We start from the raw sequence: 20302 nt of genomic DNA on the forward strand, positions 1-20302 counted from the left end.
GCGCTCCTACGGAGCGCGCCCTTTCCTTTGTAGGGTTCAGTCGGACAGGTACTGCTTTACAAGCTCTTGGAGCAGTTCGTCCCGATCCAGCTTGCGGATGAGGGAGCGGGCGTTGTTGTAATTGGTGATATAGGTGGGATCCTCAGAGAGAATGTAGCCCACGATCTGGTTGATGGGGTCATATCCCTTCTGCTTGAGAGAATCGTAGACTGAAGTGAGGATGGCTTTGATCTCCTGATCCTTTTCGTAGCGGATGTTGAATTTTCTGGTGAAATCCATATCTTCCATGTGGGACACCTCCCTTTGGGGTATATTGAGATTGTACTCGAAAAATGGCGTGGTGTAAAGAGAAAAGAGGTAAATTTTATTTTTCTTTAATATTACAAGCTCAGCGCAGCACGGCCCCCAGCTCGCGCTTCAAAGTATCCAGGATACTCTTTACATCCTCGTCGGCCTCCTCGGCAGTGAGGCTTCTGTCGTCGGCGCGGAGAACCAGGTTGAAGGCCACGCTCTTCTTGCCCTCGTCCACGCCTTTGCCCCGGTAGATGTCAAAGAGGGAGACATCCTTCAGCAGGCCCTTGGCCCCCTTGCGGATGGCAGCCTCCAGCGCCCCTACGGTGACAGCCTCGTCGCAGACCACGGCGATATCCCGGGTGACGGCGGGGAACTTGGGCAGGGGAGTATAGACGGGATCGGAGCCCTTGACCGCCATCAGAGCTTCAAAGCTGAGCTCGGCGCAGTAGAACTGCGCGTCTACGCCGTAGTTTTGGGCCACCAGGGGATGGATCTGTCCGAATACGCCTAGTACGGTATCCCCGGCCAGGACCTGGGCACAGCGCCCGGGGTGGTAGGAGGGAGCGTCCGTGACGGCCTGGAAGGAGATGTTCTCCACCCGCAGCTCCCGCAGAAGAGCCTCGATGGAGCCTTTGAGAGCAAAGAAGTCGATCCCATCGCCGTATGCGCCCATGGAGAGGAACTTCTTTTCCTGGGCAAGCCCATCCTCCCCGCCGGGGAGGTAGATTCGCCCCACTTCGTAAAGCCGGGCGTTTTTGTTCCGGTAGTTGTAGTTCCGGGTCAGGATCTCCAACATGGAGGGCAGAGTGGTGGTCCGCATGATGGAGGTGTCCTCCCCCAGGGGGTTCAGTATCCGGAAGGATTCCCGCCGGGGATCCTCAGCCCCCCAGCCGATCTTGTCATAGTAGGTGGGGGAGATGAAGGAGTAGGTGATGATCTCATCGTACCCCATGGCCCGGCAGGCCGCCCCCAGGGTCCGCTCCACCTGCTGGGTAGGAGAGTAGCCTCCCTGGGTAGTCTGGCCCCGCATAAGGGTGGTGGGGATGTTGTTGTAGCCGTAGAACCGGGCTACCTCCTCGGCCAGATCCGCCATCCGCTTCACGTCCCCCCGCCAGGAGGGAACCTTGATCACGCCTCTCTCCTCGGTGGTCTCAAAGCCCAGCCGCTGGAGGTAGGTATACATCACATTCTCCGCCACATCGGTGCCCAGCAGGGCGTTGATCTTCTCCGGCTCCAGCTTCAGAAGGGTGGGCTGGGGAACGTAGTTGAGGATGTCGATGACCCCGTCCACCACCTCGCCGGCCCCCAGCAGCTCCACCAGTTCACAGGCCCGCTCCACGGCGGGGAGGGTGTTCATGGGATCCAGACCCTTCTCAAATTTGGCGCTGGCCTCGGTCCGCATACCCAAGGCCAGGGCGCCCTTGCGGATGCAGGTGCCGTCAAAATTGGCTGACTCAAAGACCACGTCCACAGTGTCTTCGACGATCTCGGAGTTGAGTCCTCCCATGATGCCCGCCAGACCCACGGCCCGGGTCTCATCAGCGATGACAAGGTGGTTGGCGTTCAGGGTGTGCTCCTTGCCGTCCAGGGTGGTGAGCTTTTCGCCCTCCACTGCCCGGCGGACAATGATCTTTCCGCCCTTCACATAGCGGTAGTCAAAGGCGTGCATGGGCTGGCCGTACTCCAGCATCACATAGTTGGTGATGTCTACGATGTTGTTGATGGGCCGCACTCCCATGGCCCGGAGCCGCCGGCGCATCCACTTGGGGGAGGGGGCGATCTTCACATTGCGCACCATCCGGGCGGTGTACCGGGGCACCAGGTCGGCCGCCGGGGTCTCCACGTCCAGCAGCTCAGGGAGCACTCCCTGGGCTCCGCCCTTTACCTCAGGGGTATGGAAGCAGCAGGGCTTGTCAAAGGTGGCGGCTGCCTCCCGGGCCAGACCGATGACCGACAGACAGTCGGGGCGGTTGGGGGTGATCTCAAACTCCACCAGGGTGTCGTTGACCCCGATGACCTCCTTGATGTCGTCCCCGGGCTTGCAGTCCTCCTGGAGGACAAAGATGCCGCTGGGCCGGCAGTTGGGGAACTCGGCCTGCTGGGCGTGGAGATCTTCCAGGGTGCAGATAGTCCGGGTCTTGGTGTTGAAGGCCACCAGATCCATGGAGTGGAGGTTGGGGCAGACGGTTTCCACCGTGGTGCCCACAGGCTCCCCGTTCTCCTTCCACATCAGGCCGCAGGACCAGCGCCCATCCTCCGTGGGGGCCACCGTTCCCACCCCGGCGCAGACCACCGGCCCGTAGATCTTGTCCCCGGGCTGGATATCAGCGGAGATGGAGGGCTTTTCCGGATCCAGGGGATGATAGTCCCCCAGAATAGCGGCGGGGGTGATGGCGGCGTAGGGGAAGTCCCGCTCGTCCAGCCCCAGTTCGCTGAGGGAACAGAGCATCCCCTTGGACTTTACCCCCCGCAGGTTCCCACGGGAGATATGGACGCCCCCGGGGAGCCAGGAGTTGTCCTTGGCCACGGGGACCAGGTCTCCAGCGTGGATGTTCCAGGCGCCGGTGACGATCTGCACTGGCTCATCCTGGCCGATATCCAGCTGGCAGACCCACATATGGTCGGAGTTGGGGTGCCGCTCCATGGAGAGGATGCGCCCCACCACCACGTTCTTGATCTCGGCGCCCAGGTCGGTGTAGGTCTCCACCTTGGAGCCGGACAGGGTCATAGCCTCGGCGAAGTCCCGGTCGCTCACCGGGCCCACGTCCACAAATTCACTTAACCATTCACGGGAAAGATTCATACAGAAAACTCCTCTTTTCGTTTCATCAGCGGTGGAATACCCGCTGTTCAGTCCCACTCGATCTCGCTGCCGTGCTCCCGGACCAGGCGGCAGAGGGCTTCTTCGTTTTCCGCCAAGGCACGGATGATGTCCTCGAAGCGCTTCGCCCTGGCTTCGTTTTCTACTGTCAGAGGCCAATAGGCCACATACATCCCCGCCTCCGGGTCCGTCTTCATGTCCGTCAGGATGTCCGGATCGTTCTGTTCCAGATAATACCGAAAAAAGGCCTCCCAGTTGTAGCCGTTCATATAGGCGTCCTCACAAGCGGCGTTCATCTTTTCGCCGAGGGCAAGAATACTCTCATGCTCGGCGTTTAAAAGGACCTCTATACTTTCCCCACAGGGAAAAACCTGAACATAGTCTGCCATACGCCGTCCCTCCTTTAGAACTGCTCCAGGAACCGCACGTCGTTTTCGAAAATGAGCCGCAGGTCGGCGATCTTAAACCGGCGCATGGCCGTCCGCTCCAGCCCCATGCCGAAGGCCCAGCCCGACCATTCCTCCGGGTCGATGCCAGCCATCTCCAGCACCCGGGGGTGGATCATGCCGGCGCCTAAAATCTCGATCCAGCCCTCCCCCTTGCAGGTGGGGCAGCCCACGCCGCCGCACTTGTGGCACTGGACGTCCATCTCACAGGAGGGCTCGGTGAAGGGGAAGTGGTGGGGGCGGAACCGGGTGACGGTGCCCTTGCCGAAGAGCTGCTCGGCCAGCAGATTCAGGGTGCCCTTCAAATCGGCCATGGTCACGTTCTTGTCGATGACCATGCCCTCCACCTGGTGGAACATGGGGGAGTGGGTGGCGTCCACCTCGTCCTTCCGGTAGACCCGCCCGGGGGCGATGATCCGGATGGGCAGGGGCATGGTCTCCATGGCCCGCACCTGCATGGGGGAGGTCTGGCTGCGGAGCATCACCCGGCTGTCCTCATCAAAGTAGAAGGTGTCCGACCAGTCCCGGGAGGGGTGGCCCTCTTCGGCGTTGAGTTTGTCGAAATTATAGGTGGCCAGTTCGATCTCCGGGCCGTCCAGCACGGTGAAGCCCATGCCGATGAAGATGTCCTTGATCTCGTCCAGGGCCAGGTACATGGGGTGCTTGTGGCCCAGTGTGGGGACGGTGCCGGGGATGGTCACGTCCACCGCCTCCAGCTTCAACTTGTGCTCCAGCGCGGCGGCCTCCAGCTTCTTGGCCTGAGCCTCCAAAGCGGCCTCCAGGTTTGCCTTCACCTCGTTGACCAGGGCGCCCATCTGGGGCCGCTCCTCGGCGGACAGGGAGCCCATCTGCTTGAGAAGGTTGGTGAGCTCGCCCTTTTTGCCCAGGTATTTGACCCGGAGGGCGTCCAGATCGGCAACGGCCTGGGTGCCATCCAGGGCCGCCAGGGCCTCCGCCCTGATTTTTGACAGCTGTTCTTTCATACTCCTCTAAACTCCTTTATTTGGATGTGAAGAAACGAAATGACCGGAAGGCGGCGCTTTGTTACCGGCAGCGCCGGACGAACAAAAAAGCCTTTCCTCCCCATACCTGGGGACGAAAGGCTCACCTTCCGCGGTACCACCCGCATTTGTACGCTTGACGTACACACTCTTGCCCCGATAACGGAGGGCCATCCGTCCGCGTCTTTCCCCGCGGCGGCTCCCAGGCGAACCAAGCGACACGCTCCGGGCCGGCTCTCAACCGGTGGCCAGCCCTCTCTGGAGAAGCGCAAACACGCTATTTTCCTGTTCAAAGCCTTGCTGCTACCGTCCTTTATACCACAAAAACGGTTGAAATGCAAGAGGAAAATGCCTATAATGGGACTGACATGAAGGAGAGGGGCGGTTTGGATGAAAGAGACAGCATGGCAGGCCGGCAGGGATGGGAAGAGCGGCCCTGCTGCGGCGGCGGAGCGGCCCTGTCTGGCCCACCGGAGGCAGGAGGCCCACAAGGGGGATTTTGGTAAAGTGTTTATCCTTGCCGGCAGCCGGGGCTTCACCGGAGCCCCCTGCATGGCCGCCCGGGCCGCTGTCCGGGGCGGCGCGGGGCTGGTGACGGTGGGAACGCCGGAGGAGGTTTACCCCATCGTGGCCGCCAAGTGCTGCGACGAGGCCATGGTCTGGCCCGTCCCGGATTCCTATAAGATCCTGTTGGAAAAGGCCGAGAGCGCCGACGTCCTTTTGATAGGCCCCGGACTGGGGCAGGCCGCCCGGGCAGAGAACTGGGTGCTGGGCCTGTTAAGCGATATTACTTGCCCCATTGTTTTGGACGCCGATGGTCTAAATATTCTTTCCCGCCATATAGATGTGTTGGACAAACGCTCCGCGCCCACTGTCCTCACCCCTCACGAGGGGGAGTTTGCCCGGCTGTCGGGCTGCGTCCTGCCCATTGGCGACCGGCTCTCCGCCGCCCGGGATTTTGCGGGAGGGCATCCCTGTACGCTGGTGCTGAAGGGCCACCGTACCGTCACAGCCTATCCCGACGGCAGGTGCCGGGTAAACACCACGGGCAATCCCGGCATGGCCCGGGGCGGCAGCGGGGACGCGCTGGCCGGCCTGATGGCGGCCCTTTTGGCCCAGGGAGAGGACGTCTCCACCGCTGTCTGGCTCCATGGACGGGCGGGCGACCTGGCCGCGGCGGAAAAAGGGGAGCGGGGTATGACGGTGGGCGACCTTATAGAGGCCATCCCCTATGCGATGAAGGAGTGCGAGGAGGAGTAAAACGTGCGCAAACGGCTTTGCGCGCTAATGATGACCCTCATTCTCCCCCTGACCGCCTGTGGCGGGGCCGGGGAGGAGAACGAGGCCGAGACGCTGTTGCAGCAAGCCCGGAGTAGGTATTTGGAGATGACCGCCTGCCAGGGACACATGGACATGACCGCCGACTACGGTCAGCGGGTCTATACCTACGGGGTGGATTTTTCCTGGGAGAAGGAGGGGGAGACCCTGCTGACCATCACCGCCCCGGAGAACGTGGCGGGGGCCGTGGCCCGTATCGCCAGGGGAGAGACCGCCATGGAGTATGATGGAGTTATGTTGGAGACCGGGCCGTTGGATGCCGCGGGCCTCAGCCCCATAGACGCGGTACCCGCCATTTTGACCTGCCTTCGGGAGGGCTTTCTGGCGGAGTGCGTTCTGGAGGACTGGGATGGGGAAACGCGGCTCCACCTGATAAACCGGGATCCCAACGCCGAGCCGGGGACGGGGACGGAGACCGATTTGTGGCTGGACAGAGAGAGCCTGGCCATTGTCAGGGCCGAGCTCAGCGACGGCGGCTTTACGGTGCTCCGGTGCGACTGCGCCGGCTTTGTCATGACCCTGCCGGAGAGCGGGGAGACTTGACCGGAAGGCGCTCTGGGAGTACAATGACCTTACCAAAGAAAAGGGGAGATACCTATGGACGTTCAGCCCCGCCGCACCTGGGCGGAGATCGACCTGTTTGCCTTGGAACACAATTATGAGACCCTTCGTGCCATGCTGCCCCATGGCTGTAAGCTCCTGTGCCCGGTGAAGGCGGACGCTTACGGCCACGGGGCCGTTCCCGTTGCCCGCTGGCTGGAGCGGCTGGGAGCGGACTATCTGGCGGTGGCCTGCCTGGATGAGGGAATCGAGCTGCGCCAGGGGGGCGTCAAGGCCCCCATCCTCATTTTGGGCTATACCGACCCGCTCTGGGCGCAGGAACTGCTTGCCCACGACCTGACGCAGACCGTCTTTGACCCTGAGGCAGCCCGGGCCCTCTCCCGGGCGGCGGTAGAAGCGGGCAAGACCCTTACCGTCCACATGAAGGCGGACACGGGAATGACCCGGCTGGGCCTTCTGTGCGATGGAGAGGACATGGACAAGACGGTGGAGACGATGCGGGAGATGCACGCCCTGCCCGGTCTGAATTGGGAGGGAGTCTTTACCCACTTTGCCGCCGCTGACGGCAGTGAGGAGTACACGATGCTCCAGTTCACCCGGTTCCTGGAGCTGCTGGACAAGCTGGAGGCAGAAGGGGTGAAATTTCCCCTGCGCCATTGCGCCGCCAGCGCCGCTGTGTTATACTATCCCTGTACTTATCTGGATATGGTGCGTCCCGGCATCGCCCTGTACGGTCACTATCCGTCCCCTGACAGCGAGGGTTTGGACGGCCCCGGCCTGGAGCCCCTCATGACGCTGAAGACCAGGGTCATCTCGGTGAAGGACGTGCCCGCCGGAACGCCGGTGAGCTACGGCTGTACCCATACGCTGGAAAGGCCCACCCGCTTAGCGGCCATTGCCATCGGATACGGCGACGGCCTGCCCCGGGCCTGCTCGGACAAGCTGAAGGTTTGGGTGAAGGGCGCCCTGGCGCCTGTGGTGGGGCGCATCTGCATGGATCAGTGCATGATCGACGTCACCGGGATCGACGGTGTGAAGCCGGAGGATGAGGTGGAGGTCTATGGCCCCCATGTCCCTGTGGAGGACGCCGCCGCCCTGGCGGGCACTATCCAGTACGAGCTTCTGTGCAACGTCAACAAACGGGTGCCCCGTCTCTACAAGCGGGCGCCCCGGCAGGCGCGGAGCTGACACCATCCCGGCGCTCCCTGCGTACAATGACTCGGGGAGGTCAACGCCGGATCGGCGGGTGGATCCCACCAAAAGCGAGTAAATCGCAGAGAGATGGGTATAAATCCCGCCGCCCCGTGGGAAAATCATAGTGACCGATGAGACCGGGCCCGGCCCGGCGTCAACGGTGACTTTGAACCGCGGAGAGTGAGCCTTGTGGACGTCAGCGTGAAGCGCGGAGACATTTTTTACGCCGATCTGAGCCCAGTGGTGGGCAGTGAGCAGGGGGGCGTGCGGCCGGTACTGATCATTCAGAACGACACCGGCAACCGGCACAGCCCCACCGTCATCGCCGCCGCCATCACCTCCCAGACCGGCAAGGCCCGGCTGCCGACTCACATTGATCTCTCGGCCAACACCTACGGCCTGCCCAAGGATTCCGTGGTGCTGCTGGAGCAGATCCGAACATTGGATAAAAAGAGGCTGAGAGAGTATATGGGGCGGCTGGACGAGGAACAGATGCAAAAGGTGGATGGGGCCATCGCCGTGAGCTTTGGCCTGCGTCCGAGACAGATGGTATGAGCAAAGTGGCGGGGAGGGGCACGCTGGGGCGGGCCCGCCCCAGCCACTGGGACTGGAATTTGTACATAGGAGGAACTTCCATGAAGAGCGGAAAGTGGACAAGCCGTCTGGCCTGCGCGGTGCTGGTGGCGGGAGTCATCGGCGGCGTGGCCTTTGCCGCGGGCACCCAGGGCAGCCAGGACGATCCCCTGGTGACTTTGAGCTATCTCAACGAAAAGGCCCTGCCCGAGATCTTGCGGCAGGTAGAGGCCAAGCTGGACGAGCGGGAGGCGGCCCTGAACAAGAAGCTTCAGGAGGGGGGACAGAGCGCCTTCACCACCGTGGAGCTGAAAGCGGGAAAGACCCTGACCCTCTCCGCCGGCAGCCAGCTTCTGCTGCGGCAGGGGGGCCTTACCACCACCGCGCCGCTGCTGGACGTCACTGACGGCGTGCCCCATAACGGCGGCGAACTGGCGGCCAACCACCTCTATTTGGCCACCGGGGACGCTCAGCAGCTCACCGCATCCACTGCCGTCACCCTCATGGTGCTGGGCAGCTGGAAGTGAGGCGGAGTATGGGATTTCGTGAGATGCGCCGGAAAAATCAGGCCCTCTCTCCGGAGGAGTGCGCCGCGGTACTGGCCCGGGGCACCTCCGGGGTGCTGGCTCTGGCCGGGGACGACGGCTACCCCTACGCCGTACCTATGAGCTACATAGCCGACGGCGGAAAGATCTATTTTCACTGCGCGGTGACAGGCCATAAGCTGGACGCGATCCGCAGCAGCGATAAGGCCTCCTTCTGTGTGATCGATCAGGATCAGGTGATACCGGAGAGATTCACCACCGGCTTTCGCAGTGTGATCGCCTTCGGCCAGATCCGGATCATGGAGGAGGACGGAGAGCGGCGGATGGCTCTGGAGAAGCTGGCGGAGAAATACAGCCCCAATATTTTGCCCGCGAAGACCCAGGAGGAGATCCGGGACGGCTGGGGCAGGGTCTGCCTGCTGGAGTTTTCCGTGGAGCATCTCTCCGGCAAAGAGGGCCGCGAGCTGGCGGAAAACCGGCAATAGAGCAAAGGAAAACAGAAAGAGCGGAAAGCTGATGCTTTCCGCTCTTTTTTCTGGATTTAAAGGAAACAGATCACCTGGTACATCATAAAAAAGTGGCAAATGCTGCCCAGGAGGATGAAAAGGTGGAAGATCTCATGGCAGCCGAACCGGAGGTTGTTCCGCCCCGGCCATTTGACGGCGTAGAGCACGCCTCCCACGGTATAGAGCCCTCCGCCCGCCAGCAGCCAGGCCATCCCGGAGGGGGGAAAGGCTTGCAGGAGAGGGTAGAAGGCCACCACGGCCAGCCAGCCCATTATCAGGTAGACCCCGGCGGTGAGCCACCGGGGAGCGCCGATCCAAAAGAGGGACAGGGTGCAGGAGCACAGGGCCATAGCCCATATGACGCCGAAGATCGCCCAGCCCCAGGCCCCCTGCGTGCGAAGGGCTGTAAGGCAGATGGGGGTGTAGCTTCCGGCGATGAGCAGGGCGATGGAGCAGTGGTCGTACTTCCGAAGAGCCAGCCGCCCAGCCACCGGAGCGTTGACGCTGTGGTAAAGGGTGGATGCGGTGTAGAGGCAGATCATAGAGGCGCCGTAGACGGCGAAGGAGACGATGTGCCAGGCGTCCAGCCCTAAGAGAACAGAGCGCACCAGCAGAAATGCGGTTCCCAGCACCGCCAGAGCGGCCCCCACGCCGTGGGTAATGGCCGACCAGGGCCGCAGGCCGTCGTAGGGGTCCCGGCCCGGTTCACCCCGCTTGGACAGGGGGTTTCTATAGGGAACAGCGTTGACAAATGCCATACCGATCACCCGATCCTTTTATTGATACGGATAGTATATCACAATGGGAATATAGAATCAATAAAAATATGTGACATAATATTAAAAATTATATTTACATGGGACAACGATGCGCCGGCATAGGGTAAAGGGCAAGATTAAAAAAGGAGGACAGGGCATGGAGGAAATATCCTGCGCGGCGAGATATGCGGCAGAAGGGCCTTATCCCGAGGTAAAGGCGGAGGGGCGGAACCGGCGTTACGGTCAGGCCATGTTGTCCAATGTGGGCGGGAGCGTTTCGGAGATGGGGGCCATCGCGGTCTATCTTTACGGCCACTTTACCCAGCCGGGCTTTCCCGAGGTGGCGGAGAGTCTGGAGCGCATCTCCATGGTGGAGATGCGCCACCTGGGCATCTTCTCGGAGCTGGCCCGTCAGCTGGGAGAGGATCCCCGGCTTTGGTCGCCCTTCCGGGGCGTGCGGCGGTACTGGACGCCGGAGTACCTGCGCTACCCCCGGCGCCTGGAGGAATTTTTGCGCTACGCGTTGGAGGATGAGCGGACGGCCATCCGAAAGTACACCCAGCAGGCTGGGTGGATCAAGGATGAGAATATCGTGGCCAACCTACGGCGGATCATCGCCGACGAAGAGATCCATGTCCAGGTTCTCTCCTGCTTTTTGGAGAGCTATTTCGGCGTGGGTTAGCTTTTGGACTTGGGTTTAAAGATGAGGGCCACCAGATAGCCGAAGAAAATAGCGGCGGTGATGCCGCCGGCCGCAGCGGTGACGCCGCCGGTGAGGGCGCCCAACACGCCGTGCTCCGCGACCGCTTTCTGCACGCCCTTAGCCAGCAGATAGCCGAAGCCGGTGAGAGGAACCGTGGCGCCGGCGCCGCCGAATTCCACCACGTACTTGTAGAGTCCCAGGCCGCCCAAGACCACGCCGGAGACCACATAAGCCACCAGAATACGCGCGGGGGTCAGAGGGGTCTTGTCGATGAGAAGCTGCCCGATCAGGCACAGAAGCCCGCCACAGAGGAAGGCTTTGGCATATTCCAGAAAAACATCCATTGAAAAGCTCCTTTCAGGACATACTGATGGCCACCGCGTGGCAGATGGACGGGATGGACTCCCCCTGTTGGGTAGAGGTGGGAGAGAGCAGGGCGCCCGTAGGACAGAAGAGGATGTTCTGCCATTTTCCCTCCCGCATCCCGTTGAGCAGATATCCGGTGAGCACGGTGGCGGAGCACCCGCAGCCGGAGCCGCCGCAGTGGACGTCCTGCTTTTTCAGGTCGAAGATCATTACCCCGCAGTCGTCATAGTTGGGAAGCTCCAGACCATCCCGCTGAAAGAAGTCCAGCAGGATCTCCTTGCCCAGCTTGCCCAGATCACCGGTGACGATGAGGTCGTAGAAAGAGGGCTGGCGGCCGGTGTCCTGAAAGTGGGCGGTGAGAGTGGCGTAGGCGGCGGGAGCCATGGCGGCGCCCATGTTGTTGGCGTCCTTGATGCCCTTGTCCACCACCTTGCCTGTGGTGATGTGGGTCACGTGGGGGCCGGGGCCGTCCTTGGCCAGCACCACCGCGCCGGAGCCGGTGACCGTCCACTGGGCGGTGGGGGTGCGCTGGCCGCCATATTCCAGCGGGGTGCGGTACTGCCGCTCGGCGGAGCAGAAGTGGGAGGAGGTCACTGCGGCGGCAAATTGGGCGAAGCCGCCGTCGATCATCATAGCGGCCAGGGACAGGCCCTCGCCCATAGTGGAGCAGGCCCCGTAGATGCCAAAGAAGGGCACGTCCTGCCCCCGGACGGCAAAACCGGAGCCGATGCACTGGTTCAAAAGGTCTCCGGCAAAGAGGTAGTCCAGGTTGGAGGCCGCCTGCCCCGCCTTGTCCAGCGCCATGGCCAGGGCCAGCTTCTGCATGGAGGTCTCCGCCTTTTCCCAGGTCTTTTCTCCAAAGGTGTCGTCCTGCTCGATGTGGTCAAAGCTGTTGGCCAGAGGGCCGTCCCCCTCCTTTTTGCCCACAATGTTGGCATGGCCGATGATGGCGGGAGGGGTGGCCAGGGCTACGGTTTGGGTGCCCAGTTTTTTGGTTGGCATAGTATCACCTTTGCTTTCTGTGAAAGTGCGGTTAGTTTGAGCGAAAGGCTAAGAAAATAACCGTGAAAGAATGGCTTTTTCGTTTTTCTTCTCCGTTTACAGTGTGGACAAGCTGTGCTACAATAGAAAAAACCAGTTTTGGGGGAAATCGGGATGATACGCAAAGCCGTCAGGTCAGACACCCAGGATATTTTGCGGATATACAGCGCAGCCCGGGCCTATATGATCGCCAATGGCAACCGGAGCCAGTGGATCAACGGCTATCCGGAGTGTCTGCTGGACGAGGATATCCAAAAGGGCCGGCTCTATGTGGTCTGTGGAGAGGATGGGACAGCCCACGGCTGTTTTGTTTTTCTCGTCGGGGAGGAACCGAACTATCGGATCATAGAACAGGGAGCCTGGGGAAGCGATATGCCTTACGGCACCATCCACCGGATGGGCAGCGATGGGACGATAAAGGGCGTGTTTGCCCAGGTGCTGGCCTTCTGTGCGGGACAGATATCCCATATTCGGGCGGATACCCACGAGGTCAACTCTATCATGCAGGATCTATTGGAAAAGCACGGGTTCGCGCGACGGGGCATGATCTATGTGGAGGACGGTACACCCCGGATCGCCTATGAATATCAGCGGTAGACCTTATACCAAGGAAAACGGAGAGAGCTTTATGGAAGAACCCAAACGCACCTTGGCCTATATTTGTCCCAAATGCAAGCAGAGTGTAGTGGTGGAGCGCACACAGTTCCAGCTGGCCGCCGCGGCCAACAAGCTGCCCTGCCCCTGTGGGGGCTCCGCTCTGCTGGTGGAGCTGGAGGCCGACCATGCCGACCTCACCGTCCCCTGCGCCTATTGCGGCCGGGATCACCATATCCGCTGCAGTGTCCACACCCTTCTCCACGAGGAGGCTCTGGCCTTTTCCTGTAAAGCCACAGGACTTGACTGCTGCTATATCGGCACGGAGCGGGCCGTGTTTCAGGCCCTGCGCCGGCTGGAGGAGGCCGCGGCCCATATGTCTGAGGATCAGGACGGGCAGGAGACATTCCTCAATGAAGCGGTGATGACTGAGGTGCTGGGAGAGCTGAAGGATATTGCGCAGCGGGGCGGCATCTCCTGCGAGTGTGGAGCGAAAGACTATAAAGTAAAAGTGCATTACAGCTCGGTGGAGCTGACCTGCGCCCAGTGCGGGGCCAAGCTGCGGCTTCCCGCCGCCACCGGGGAGGACTTGGAGGATCTGTGCTGCCGCTATACCCTGACCATCGGTGGAAAGGGGGAGGCATGATGGGCGTCTTTTATGAGATGACCTGCCGCGTGGGCGCGGCGGATGCGGGGATCTATACCCAGTGCCGGCCCTCCGGCGTGCTAAACCTGCTGCAGGAGGCGGCCACCGAGGCGGCCTGTGCCTTTCACGCCTCCGGGCCGGAGATGCTGGAGAAGTATAACGCCCTGTGGATGGTGACACGGATGTGGTACCGGCTGGACAGGCCCCTGCTGTGGAATCAGCAGGTGACCATCCGAACCTGGCACCGGGCAGACCGGGGCGCCATGCTCTACCGGGATTTCGACCTCTTTGTGGACGGAGAGCCGGTGGGGGAGGCGGTGAGCGCTTGGGTGCTGGCGGACGCGGACAGCCGGAGGCTCCTCAAAATGTCCACCGTGGAGGATGTGATGCGCACCGGCGGCGGGGAGCTGTGCAAGCAGCGCAAGCTGGCAAAGGTGCGTATGCCGGAGGACATGATCCTGGCCGAGGAGCGGCGGTTCCACTACAGCGATATCGACTGCAACGGCCACGTGAACAATGTCCGCTACGCCGACCTGGCCGCCGATGCGGCGGGCTTGGAGACGGCTTTGGCCGACCGGTTCGTCTCGTCGCTTCAGATCGGATATCTGAAGGAATGTATGGCGGGGGAGAGCCTCCTGGTCTACGTGGGCGGCGATACAAAGGAGCGTTTCGTCCACGGCGTGAGCCCGGCGGGGGAGAGCCGTTTTGACGCGATTCTCACTCTTGACGAGTGGGGAGAAAAGGGTTAAAATAAATAAAATTTACCCATAGAAAAGGAGATGCTTTCATGGTCAATCCGGATGCCGCCCAGAAGTTCGTCAAGCAGGGACTCACCTTCGACGATGTGCTCCTCGTCCCCGCGGAGAGTAATGTCCTTCCTGCCGACATCGATCTGCACACCAAGCTGACCAAAAAGATCACCCTCAATATTCCTCTTATGAGCGCGGCGATGGATACAGTGACCGAGTCCCGTATGGCCATCGCCATCGCCCGGGAGGGCGGCATCGGCATCATCCATAAAAATATGTCCATCGGCGCCCAGGCCGAGCAGGTGGACATGGTCAAGCGCAGTGAGAACGGAGTGATCACCAACCCCTTCTGGCTGGCGCCCGGCCACACCCTGGCCGAGGCCAACGAGCTGTGCGCCAAGTACCGCATTTCCGGCGTGCCCATCTGTGATAACGGCAAGCTCATCGGTATTATCACAAATCGGGATATGAAGTTTGAAAGCGACATGAACCAGCTCATCGACAATGTGATGACCAAGGATCACCTGGTCACCGCCCCCGAGGGCACCACCCTGGAGGAGGCCCGGGAGATCCTGCGCCAGCATAAGATCGAGAAGCTGCCCATTGTGGATAGTGAGTTCCGGCTCAAGGGACTTATCACCATCAAGGACATTGAGAAGGCCCAGGTCTACCCCAACTCCGCCCGTGACGAGAAAGGCCGGCTGCTGGTGGGCGCCGCCATCGGCGTCACCAGCGATGTGCTGGATCGTACCCGGGCTCTGGTGGAGGCCGGCGTGGACGTGCTGGTGCTGGATTCCGCCCACGGCCACAGCCACAACATTATGGAGTGCGTCAAGCGGGTGAAGGCCCTCTATCCCGACGTGCAGCTCGTCGCCGGCAATGTGGCCACCGCTGAGGCCACCCGCGCGCTTATCGAGGCGGGTGCGGACTGTGTGAAAATCGGCATTGGCCCCGGCTCCATTTGTACCACCCGCGTGGTGGCGGGTATCGGCGTGCCTCAGATCACTGCCGTCTACGATGCGGCCAGGGTAGCCCGGGAGTACGGCGTGCCCATCGTGGCCGACGGCGGCGTGAAATATTCCGGCGACATCGCCAAGGCCATTGCGGCGGGCGGCGATGTGGTGATGCTGGGCTCTCTGCTGGCGGGCTGTGAGGAATCTCCCGGCGATACGGAGGTCTATCAGGGCCGCCAGTTCAAGGTCTACCGCGGCATGGGCTCCCTTGGCGCTATGGCCAGGGGTTCCAAGGATCGCTATTTCCAGGAGGGGAACAAGAAGCTGGTTCCCGAGGGTGTGGAAGGCCGTGTCCCCTACAAGGGATCGGTGGGCGACACCATCTTCCAGCTCATGGGCGGCCTGCGCTCCGGCATGGGGTATACCGGCTGCGCCACCATCCAGGAGCTCCAGGAGCGGGCCCAGTTCATCCAGATCACGGCGGCGGGCCTGAAGGAGAGCCATCCCCACGACATCTATATCACCAAAGAGGCCCCCAACTACACCATCAACCCCCAGTAAAAAATCTTTTCAAACGCCCCGCCGGGCTGCCGGCGGGGCGTTTTCTTATAAAAAAGGGGAATAACATGTGCTTTTCGATACAAAATGGTACTTTTCTGCGGAACCGGGCAGGGGAACAGGGCTTGCAATTTGGCATAAAATAGATTACAATATGGTAACAAAAAGTTGCAAACCGGAAACAGTGAGGAGCGGATGACAATGAAAAAACGTATCCTGCAAGGGCTTTTGAGCCTGACTCTGCTGCTGTCTTTTTCTCTTCCGGCCTATGGCGCGGAGGAGAGCTATGAGAATGTGGAAGTGGTTTTGAACGAGGAGAGCGTGGTGGGGTTCCAGGCCCGGCTGAGCAATGGGGTTTCCTACCTGCCCTTCTACGCCGCCACAGCGGCCATCCGGCCCGACGCCCAGGTGGTTTGGGAGGATGGCCAGTTTATCGCCACCGCCCAGGACTTTACCATGACCGTCCGGGTGGGAGACCCCTGCCTGGTCATCAACGGCCGGTATTTGTATATCCCGGGTGGGGTGTGGGGCGATCCGGACGGCGCCGCCTGGGTGCCCACCCGCACGCTGGCCACAGCGCTGGGCGCCTGGGCGGGCTGGGACAAAAAGGTGGTGCTCTACTCAGGGGGAACGCCCCTGACCGCCGAGGGCCGGCCCTATGACGAGGAGACCCTGGATATCATGGCGAAAGTCATCATGCACGAGAGCGGCTATCAGCCCTTTCTGGGCCAGCTGGCGGTGGGCAGTGTCATTATGAACCGGGTGAACAGCACCCAGTTTCCCAACACAGTGGGCGGGGTGGTATACGCGCCCAACCAGTTCCCGGGCGCGACCAACGCCACCCCCAGCGCCGACGCCATCCTGGCCGCCCGGCTGGTGCTGGAGGGGGCCAATGTGGTGCCCGGCGCGTACTACTTCAACGGTGCGGGCAAGTCCTGCTGGGCCTCCCGGAACAAGAACCTGATCTGCACCATCGGAGGTCACTCCTTCTACGGCTGAGATATCGCGCAAAACCGCCCCGGACACATATGTGTCCGGGGCGGTTTTTTTATTGCTTCAGCGGGGGAGGGCGGCCTATGGATCCTGCCGCTCCTCGGCAAAGTGCTGGGCCAGGATATCGGCGGTGTTGAGCCAGTTTTCCTTGACCCGGGTCACCGCCAGCTCCAGATCCTTTTTCCGCAGCGCCTCCAGCAGGGCCTCATGCTCTGTGACAGAATTTCCGTTGAGGGTAAAGAACAGATTCTCCATGCGCCGGACATGGGCCAGCAGGGTATTGGCAAAGCGGCTCAAAAAGTCGTTGTCCGCCAAGCGGAAAAATACCTGGTGAAACTGCTCGTCCGCAGCGCGTATCTGCTCCCGGTCGTGCGCGCGCCAGGCCTGAGCCATCCGCTCGTTAACCTGTTCAAGCTCCAGAATGTGTTCAGGGGTAAGCTTATCGTAGGCAAAGCGCACGGCAAGAGCATGAAGCTCCGCCATAATGATGTAGACCTCCAGAAGTTTCGCCTGATCCGTGGGTGCCACCCGGCTTTCACGGCCGGGGAAGATATCAATGAGCCGCTGATCGGCCAGGAGCTGAATGGCCTCCCGGACAGGAGTGCGGCTCACGCCGAAGTAGGCCGCGATCTCCATGTCATTGACCTTTTCGCCCGGAACGAGGGTGCCCTCCACGATCCAGTCACGCAGAACATTGTATACGCGTTCCTTGGCGGTTTGACGCGGCTCGGCGCCGCCGGCAGCGGATGGAATAGGCATGGGCTCTCGTCCTTTCGTCGGAATGTACAAAAAATCAGGAGGGAAATCGTGCAACATAAATTATTGACTATTATAGCATAATCCGATAGAATATGCCATACAGAAGCGCGATATATTGCATACTGCATATCACAAGAAAACCAGAAAGGAATGAGAGATATGACGGCGCGTCCCAAGCTGCGGTTTCTAAAAAATCCGGCGGTATCCCAGGGGCCGGGCCCCGATTTTCTGAGCCTGGAGGCCACCTTGCCCGTTCGGCATCTGCACCAGGCCCTGAAGGAGTATCAGCCGACGCCACTGGTAGCTCTGCGCGCGCTGGCGGAGAAAACCGGCGTGAGGGGGATCTACATAAAGGACGAGTCCAAGCGCTTCGGCCTCAACGCCTTTAAGGGCCTGGGCGGCATCTATGCCCTGGCTTGCGTCGTGTGTGAGCAGCTTGGCCTGGACGTCAACACCATCCGCTTTGATGACCTGAAGAGGCCGGAGCTGAAGCAAAAGATCTCCCGGATGGTCTTTGTCACCGCCACCGATGGTAACCACGGCAAGGGGGTGGCCTGGGCGGCGGGACAGCTGGGCTGCCAGGCCCATGTCTATATGCCGAAGGGCTCCGCGGAAAACCGGGCCCAGGCCATTCGGGACGCGGGCAGGGCGGAGGTCACCATCACCGACCTGTGCTATGACGACGCGGTGCGCTACGCCAGGCGCATGAGCGAGGAGAAGGGCTGGTACCTGGTGCAGGACACCGCCTGGGAGGGCTATGAAAAAGTGCCTGCCTGGATCGTCCAGGGCTACACCACCATGGTATGGGAGGCGCTGGCCCAGCTCCGGGACGATGGGGGAAAGGCCCCCACCCATGTGTTTCTCCAGGCGGGCGTGGGCGCCATGGCCGGGGGAGTCGCCGGCTTTTTGATGAACTGCTGCGACGAGCGGCCCCTTGTGGCCACCGTAGAGCCGGAGGAGGTGGCCTGCATTTACGAGTCCGCCCGGCGGGGAGACGGCACCCCCCACCCGGCCACGGGCAGCGGCACGACCATCATGGCGGGGCTGAACTGCGGCGAGCCCTGCACCATTACCTGGCCCATTCTCCGGGACTTTGCCTCCTGGTACCTGACCTGCCCCGACGGCGTGGCCGCCGAGGGGATGCGGCGGCTGGCCGCCCCGCTGAAGGACGATCCCGGAGTGGTGGCGGGAGAGTCCGGCGCCGCCTCCTTTGGCGCTCTTCTCATGCTGCTGGAGCGGGAGGAGCTGGCTCCGGTGCGCTCGGAGATGGGACTGGACGAAAACTCCGTGATCCTGCTGTTCAACACCGAGGGGGACACAGACCCCGACGGCTATGCCCGCATCGTTCAAAAAGGCGAATATCCTCTCGACACCCCCTGACCTACCCCTGTTCCTCCCGTGACAGCTTCAGACTTACAAAAGGCGCTTGACCCGGCAGTTCGGATCGTTCGTGTGTGTCGTACCCTGTGAAAAAAGAAAGGAGTATGCTATAATGGATATCTTGAAAAGTGTTCTGCAAGGGGTCTATGGATTTGTCAACGCCGTGGTCGACTGGGTCTGGGGGCTCCCCATTCTGATCGTGCTGGTGGGCGGAGGGATCATCCTGACCTTTGTGATCGGCGGCGTTCAGTTCCGGCACTTTGGTTTCATCATGAAAAGCACTGTGGGCTCGCTCTTTGACAAGGAGGAGCAGGCGCGGAAGAAGGCCGCCGGCATTTCGCCCTTCCAGGCGGTGACCGCCGCGCTGGGCTCCACTATCGGCACCGGCAACATTGCCGGCGTCGGCTCCGCCATCGCGGTAGGCGGCCCCGGCGCGCTGTTTTGGATGTGGATCTGCGGCATCGTGGCCATGGCCATCAAGTTTGCCGAGGTGACCATGTCCGTGCGTTACCGCCAGAAAAATCCCCATGGGGAGGGATATCTGGCCGGCCCCTTCATGTACATGCGGGACGGCCTGAAGTGCAAGCCGCTGGCCTACGCCTTCACGACCCTCTCTCTGCTTACCCTCAGCACCATCGGCGGCGTCCACAGCGGAGCGATCTCCGACAACCTGTTTGCCGTTGGGATCCCCCGCATTGCCACCTGTCTGGTGGTCACCGCTATCGTCATCTTCGTTATGCTGGGCGGAATGAAGCGCCTGACCAAGATCACCGACAAAATGGTTCCCGCCATGAGCGTGGTCTATGTCATCTGCGCCGTCATCATCGTGGGCGCCAATATCGGCAACTTCGGCGGCGCGCTCAAGGAGATCTTTGTGGGCGCCTTTACCGGGCGGGCCGCCATCGGAGGCTTTGCCGGCGCCGCCGTCGCCGCCACCATCCGCCAGGGCCTGGCCCGGGGCGTGTTCTCCAATGACGCCGGACTTGGCCTTCAGGCCACCATCCACGCCCAGGCCGCAGCCATCGACCACCCGGCCCAGCAGGGTATGTGGGCCGTATTTGAGACCTTCTTTGACACCATTGTCATCTGCTCTCTGACCGGCTTTATGATCATCTTCAGCGGCGTGTGGCAGCTCGGCGAGACCGGCGCCACCCTCAGCTCCCTGGCCTTTGGCTCCGTGCTGGGCACCGCCGGGCGCTACCTGTGCCTGTTCTGCCTTGTGCTGTTTGCCATCAGCTCCATCATCTCCAACGCCCAGGGCCTGCGTATCCAGGCCACGGCCGCCACAAACAGCAAGGTGTTTGTCAATATCCTTCTGGTGTTCTTTATCCTCATGGTGGTGGCGGGATGTATGAGCAGCATGACCGACATTTTCGTGCTCACCGATTTTGGCAACGGCCTGGTCATCTTCCTGAACGTGCCCAGCCTGATCCTGCTGGGCGGCGAGCTGCGAAAGCTCACCAAAGAGTGGTTCGACCACAAGGGTGACCTGGACGCCATCGCGATGGAGCGGAAGTAAGAGC

General features: G+C 61.4%; 22 protein-coding genes. 14 read left to right on the top strand and 8 right to left on the bottom strand.

All coding sequences use genetic code 11. From position 1 onward, the window contains the following. Window positions 1–36: 36 nt before the first annotated feature. The 4 genes from NFR87_RS00005 to pheS all read right to left on the bottom strand — a co-directional run bounded on the left by NFR87_RS00005 (window position 37) and on the right by pheS (window position 4544). Window positions 37–288, bottom strand: a complete 252-nt coding sequence (locus tag NFR87_RS00005) for an IreB family regulatory phosphoprotein (protein WP_251444674.1) — start codon at window positions 286–288, stop codon at window positions 37–39. A gap of 100 nt (window positions 289–388) precedes the next feature. Beyond that, window positions 389–3097 carry a phenylalanine--tRNA ligase subunit beta gene (pheT, locus tag NFR87_RS00010; protein ID WP_251444677.1) on the bottom strand — a complete coding sequence of 903 codons (2709 nt, stop codon included), beginning with the start codon at window positions 3095–3097 and terminating at the stop codon, window positions 389–391. 47 nt (window positions 3098–3144) lie between these two features. After that, window positions 3145–3504, bottom strand: coding sequence for an Imm51 family immunity protein (locus NFR87_RS00015; protein WP_251444679.1), 360 nt, complete (start codon window positions 3502–3504; stop codon window positions 3145–3147). Between the two features lie 14 nt (window positions 3505–3518). Beyond that, a complete protein-coding gene (gene pheS, locus NFR87_RS00020; protein WP_251444682.1) occupies window positions 3519–4544 on the bottom strand; it encodes a phenylalanine--tRNA ligase subunit alpha in 1026 nt (341 codons plus the stop codon). Window positions 4545–4952: 408 nt separating this feature from the next. Here pheS and NFR87_RS00025 point away from each other — a divergent pair, with 408 nt between their 5' ends. The 6 genes from NFR87_RS00025 (at window position 4953) to NFR87_RS00050 (ending at window position 9258) form a co-directional block, all read left to right on the top strand. Then, window positions 4953–5822 (top strand): NAD(P)H-hydrate dehydratase, encoded by an 870-nt coding sequence (locus tag NFR87_RS00025; protein WP_251444685.1) that lies wholly within the window; start codon window positions 4953–4955, stop codon window positions 5820–5822. Between the two features lie 3 nt (window positions 5823–5825). Continuing rightward, on the top strand, window positions 5826–6443 hold the full coding sequence (locus NFR87_RS00030) for a hypothetical protein (RefSeq protein WP_251444688.1): 618 nt from the start codon (window positions 5826–5828) through the stop codon (window positions 6441–6443). A gap of 54 nt (window positions 6444–6497) precedes the next feature. Further along, window positions 6498–7649: an alanine racemase gene (gene alr, locus NFR87_RS00035; RefSeq protein ID WP_251444691.1), complete on the top strand. Its 1152-nt coding sequence runs from the start codon at window positions 6498–6500 to the stop codon at window positions 7647–7649. Window positions 7650–7844: 195 nt separating this feature from the next. Then, complete coding sequence (locus NFR87_RS00040; protein ID WP_251444694.1) at window positions 7845–8210, top strand: type II toxin-antitoxin system PemK/MazF family toxin; 366 nt, start codon at window positions 7845–7847, stop codon at window positions 8208–8210. Window positions 8211–8290: 80 nt separating this feature from the next. After that, the gene (locus tag NFR87_RS00045) at window positions 8291–8755 is read left to right on the top strand and encodes a hypothetical protein (protein ID WP_251444697.1); all 465 of its coding nucleotides are present in this window, start codon (window positions 8291–8293) and stop codon (window positions 8753–8755) included. 8 nt (window positions 8756–8763) lie between these two features. Next, on the top strand, window positions 8764–9258 hold the full coding sequence (locus tag NFR87_RS00050; protein ID WP_251444699.1) for a pyridoxamine 5'-phosphate oxidase family protein: 495 nt from the start codon (window positions 8764–8766) through the stop codon (window positions 9256–9258). Between the two features lie 56 nt (window positions 9259–9314). On the opposite strand, the gene trhA is transcribed toward NFR87_RS00050, so the two are convergent. Continuing rightward, the gene (trhA, locus tag NFR87_RS00055; protein WP_251444702.1) at window positions 9315–10037 is read right to left on the bottom strand and encodes a PAQR family membrane homeostasis protein TrhA; all 723 of its coding nucleotides are present in this window, start codon (window positions 10035–10037) and stop codon (window positions 9315–9317) included. Between the two features lie 157 nt (window positions 10038–10194). On the opposite strand from trhA, the gene NFR87_RS00060 reads away from it, so the two are divergent. Beyond that, window positions 10195–10719 (top strand): ferritin-like domain-containing protein, encoded by a 525-nt coding sequence (locus NFR87_RS00060; protein WP_251444705.1) that lies wholly within the window; start codon window positions 10195–10197, stop codon window positions 10717–10719. On the opposite strand, the gene spoVAE is transcribed toward NFR87_RS00060, so the two are convergent. Further along, complete coding sequence (gene spoVAE / locus NFR87_RS00065; RefSeq protein ID WP_251444708.1) at window positions 10716–11084, bottom strand: stage V sporulation protein AE; 369 nt, start codon at window positions 11082–11084, stop codon at window positions 10716–10718. The two genes, NFR87_RS00060 and spoVAE, sit on opposite strands and share 4 nt — an antisense overlap. A gap of 13 nt (window positions 11085–11097) precedes the next feature. Next, window positions 11098–12108, bottom strand: a complete 1011-nt coding sequence (spoVAD, locus tag NFR87_RS00070) for a stage V sporulation protein AD (RefSeq protein WP_251444711.1) — start codon at window positions 12106–12108, stop codon at window positions 11098–11100. Window positions 12109–12261: 153 nt separating this feature from the next. Between spoVAD and NFR87_RS00075 the strand changes: the two genes are divergently transcribed. The 5 genes from NFR87_RS00075 (at window position 12262) to NFR87_RS00095 (ending at window position 16646) form a co-directional block, all read left to right on the top strand. After that, the gene (locus tag NFR87_RS00075; RefSeq protein ID WP_251444714.1) at window positions 12262–12744 is read left to right on the top strand and encodes an N-acetyltransferase; all 483 of its coding nucleotides are present in this window, start codon (window positions 12262–12264) and stop codon (window positions 12742–12744) included. 31 nt (window positions 12745–12775) lie between these two features. Beyond that, entirely contained in the window at window positions 12776–13387 is a 612-nt protein-coding gene (locus NFR87_RS00080) for a hypothetical protein (protein WP_251444717.1), read from the top strand. After that, on the top strand, window positions 13387–14136 hold the full coding sequence (locus tag NFR87_RS00085; protein WP_251444720.1) for an acyl-[acyl-carrier-protein] thioesterase: 750 nt from the start codon (window positions 13387–13389) through the stop codon (window positions 14134–14136). Before NFR87_RS00080 ends, NFR87_RS00085 begins: the two co-directional genes overlap by 1 nt. 38 nt (window positions 14137–14174) lie before the next feature. Beyond that, a complete protein-coding gene (gene guaB, locus NFR87_RS00090) occupies window positions 14175–15650 on the top strand; it encodes an IMP dehydrogenase (RefSeq protein WP_251444723.1) in 1476 nt (491 codons plus the stop codon). 198 nt (window positions 15651–15848) lie between these two features. Then, window positions 15849–16646: a cell wall hydrolase gene (locus NFR87_RS00095; RefSeq protein WP_251444726.1), complete on the top strand. Its 798-nt coding sequence runs from the start codon at window positions 15849–15851 to the stop codon at window positions 16644–16646. A gap of 75 nt (window positions 16647–16721) precedes the next feature. Here the strand turns inward: NFR87_RS00095 and NFR87_RS00100 are convergent, their stop codons facing one another. Next, window positions 16722–17399 (bottom strand): GntR family transcriptional regulator, encoded by a 678-nt coding sequence (locus tag NFR87_RS00100; protein ID WP_251444729.1) that lies wholly within the window; start codon window positions 17397–17399, stop codon window positions 16722–16724. A gap of 159 nt (window positions 17400–17558) precedes the next feature. On the opposite strand from NFR87_RS00100, the gene NFR87_RS00105 reads away from it, so the two are divergent. Beyond that, window positions 17559–18779 carry a diaminopropionate ammonia-lyase gene (locus tag NFR87_RS00105; protein ID WP_251444732.1) on the top strand — a complete coding sequence of 407 codons (1221 nt, stop codon included), beginning with the start codon at window positions 17559–17561 and terminating at the stop codon, window positions 18777–18779. 112 nt (window positions 18780–18891) lie between these two features. Further along, window positions 18892–20298 (top strand): alanine/glycine:cation symporter family protein, encoded by a 1407-nt coding sequence (locus NFR87_RS00110; protein WP_251444736.1) that lies wholly within the window; start codon window positions 18892–18894, stop codon window positions 20296–20298. Window positions 20299–20302: the final 4 nt, after the last annotated feature.

This window comes from Vermiculatibacterium agrestimuris (assembly GCF_943193085.1).
Classification (GTDB): domain Bacteria; phylum Bacillota; class Clostridia; order Oscillospirales; family Oscillospiraceae; genus Vermiculatibacterium; species Vermiculatibacterium agrestimuris.

Bases quoted from the DNA above. Each gene is read 5' to 3' on its own strand.
- NFR87_RS00005 (WP_251444674.1), bottom strand. From the start codon at position 288: ATGGAAGATATGGATTTCACCAGAAAATTCAACATCCGCTACGAAAAG.
- pheT (WP_251444677.1), bottom strand. From the start codon at position 3,097: ATGAATCTTTCCCGTGAATGGTTAAGTGAATTTGTGGACGTGGGCCCG.
- NFR87_RS00015 (WP_251444679.1), bottom strand. From the start codon at position 3,504: ATGGCAGACTATGTTCAGGTTTTTCCCTGTGGGGAAAGTATAGAGGTC.
- pheS (WP_251444682.1), bottom strand. From the start codon at position 4,544: ATGAAAGAACAGCTGTCAAAAATCAGGGCGGAGGCCCTGGCGGCCCTG.
- NFR87_RS00025 (WP_251444685.1), top strand. From the start codon at position 4,953: ATGAAAGAGACAGCATGGCAGGCCGGCAGGGATGGGAAGAGCGGCCCT.
- alr (WP_251444691.1), top strand. From the start codon at position 6,498: ATGGACGTTCAGCCCCGCCGCACCTGGGCGGAGATCGACCTGTTTGCC.
- NFR87_RS00045 (WP_251444697.1), top strand. From the start codon at position 8,291: ATGAAGAGCGGAAAGTGGACAAGCCGTCTGGCCTGCGCGGTGCTGGTG.
- NFR87_RS00050 (WP_251444699.1), top strand. From the start codon at position 8,764: ATGGGATTTCGTGAGATGCGCCGGAAAAATCAGGCCCTCTCTCCGGAG.
- trhA (WP_251444702.1), bottom strand. From the start codon at position 10,037: ATGGCATTTGTCAACGCTGTTCCCTATAGAAACCCCCTGTCCAAGCGG.
- NFR87_RS00060 (WP_251444705.1), top strand. From the start codon at position 10,195: ATGGAGGAAATATCCTGCGCGGCGAGATATGCGGCAGAAGGGCCTTAT.
- spoVAE (WP_251444708.1), bottom strand. From the start codon at position 11,084: ATGGATGTTTTTCTGGAATATGCCAAAGCCTTCCTCTGTGGCGGGCTT.
- spoVAD (WP_251444711.1), bottom strand. From the start codon at position 12,108: ATGCCAACCAAAAAACTGGGCACCCAAACCGTAGCCCTGGCCACCCCT.
- NFR87_RS00075 (WP_251444714.1), top strand. From the start codon at position 12,262: ATGATACGCAAAGCCGTCAGGTCAGACACCCAGGATATTTTGCGGATA.
- NFR87_RS00080 (WP_251444717.1), top strand. From the start codon at position 12,776: ATGGAAGAACCCAAACGCACCTTGGCCTATATTTGTCCCAAATGCAAG.
- NFR87_RS00085 (WP_251444720.1), top strand. From the start codon at position 13,387: ATGGGCGTCTTTTATGAGATGACCTGCCGCGTGGGCGCGGCGGATGCG.
- guaB (WP_251444723.1), top strand. From the start codon at position 14,175: ATGGTCAATCCGGATGCCGCCCAGAAGTTCGTCAAGCAGGGACTCACC.
- NFR87_RS00095 (WP_251444726.1), top strand. From the start codon at position 15,849: ATGAAAAAACGTATCCTGCAAGGGCTTTTGAGCCTGACTCTGCTGCTG.
- NFR87_RS00100 (WP_251444729.1), bottom strand. From the start codon at position 17,399: ATGCCTATTCCATCCGCTGCCGGCGGCGCCGAGCCGCGTCAAACCGCC.
- NFR87_RS00105 (WP_251444732.1), top strand. From the start codon at position 17,559: ATGACGGCGCGTCCCAAGCTGCGGTTTCTAAAAAATCCGGCGGTATCC.
- NFR87_RS00110 (WP_251444736.1), top strand. From the start codon at position 18,892: ATGGATATCTTGAAAAGTGTTCTGCAAGGGGTCTATGGATTTGTCAAC.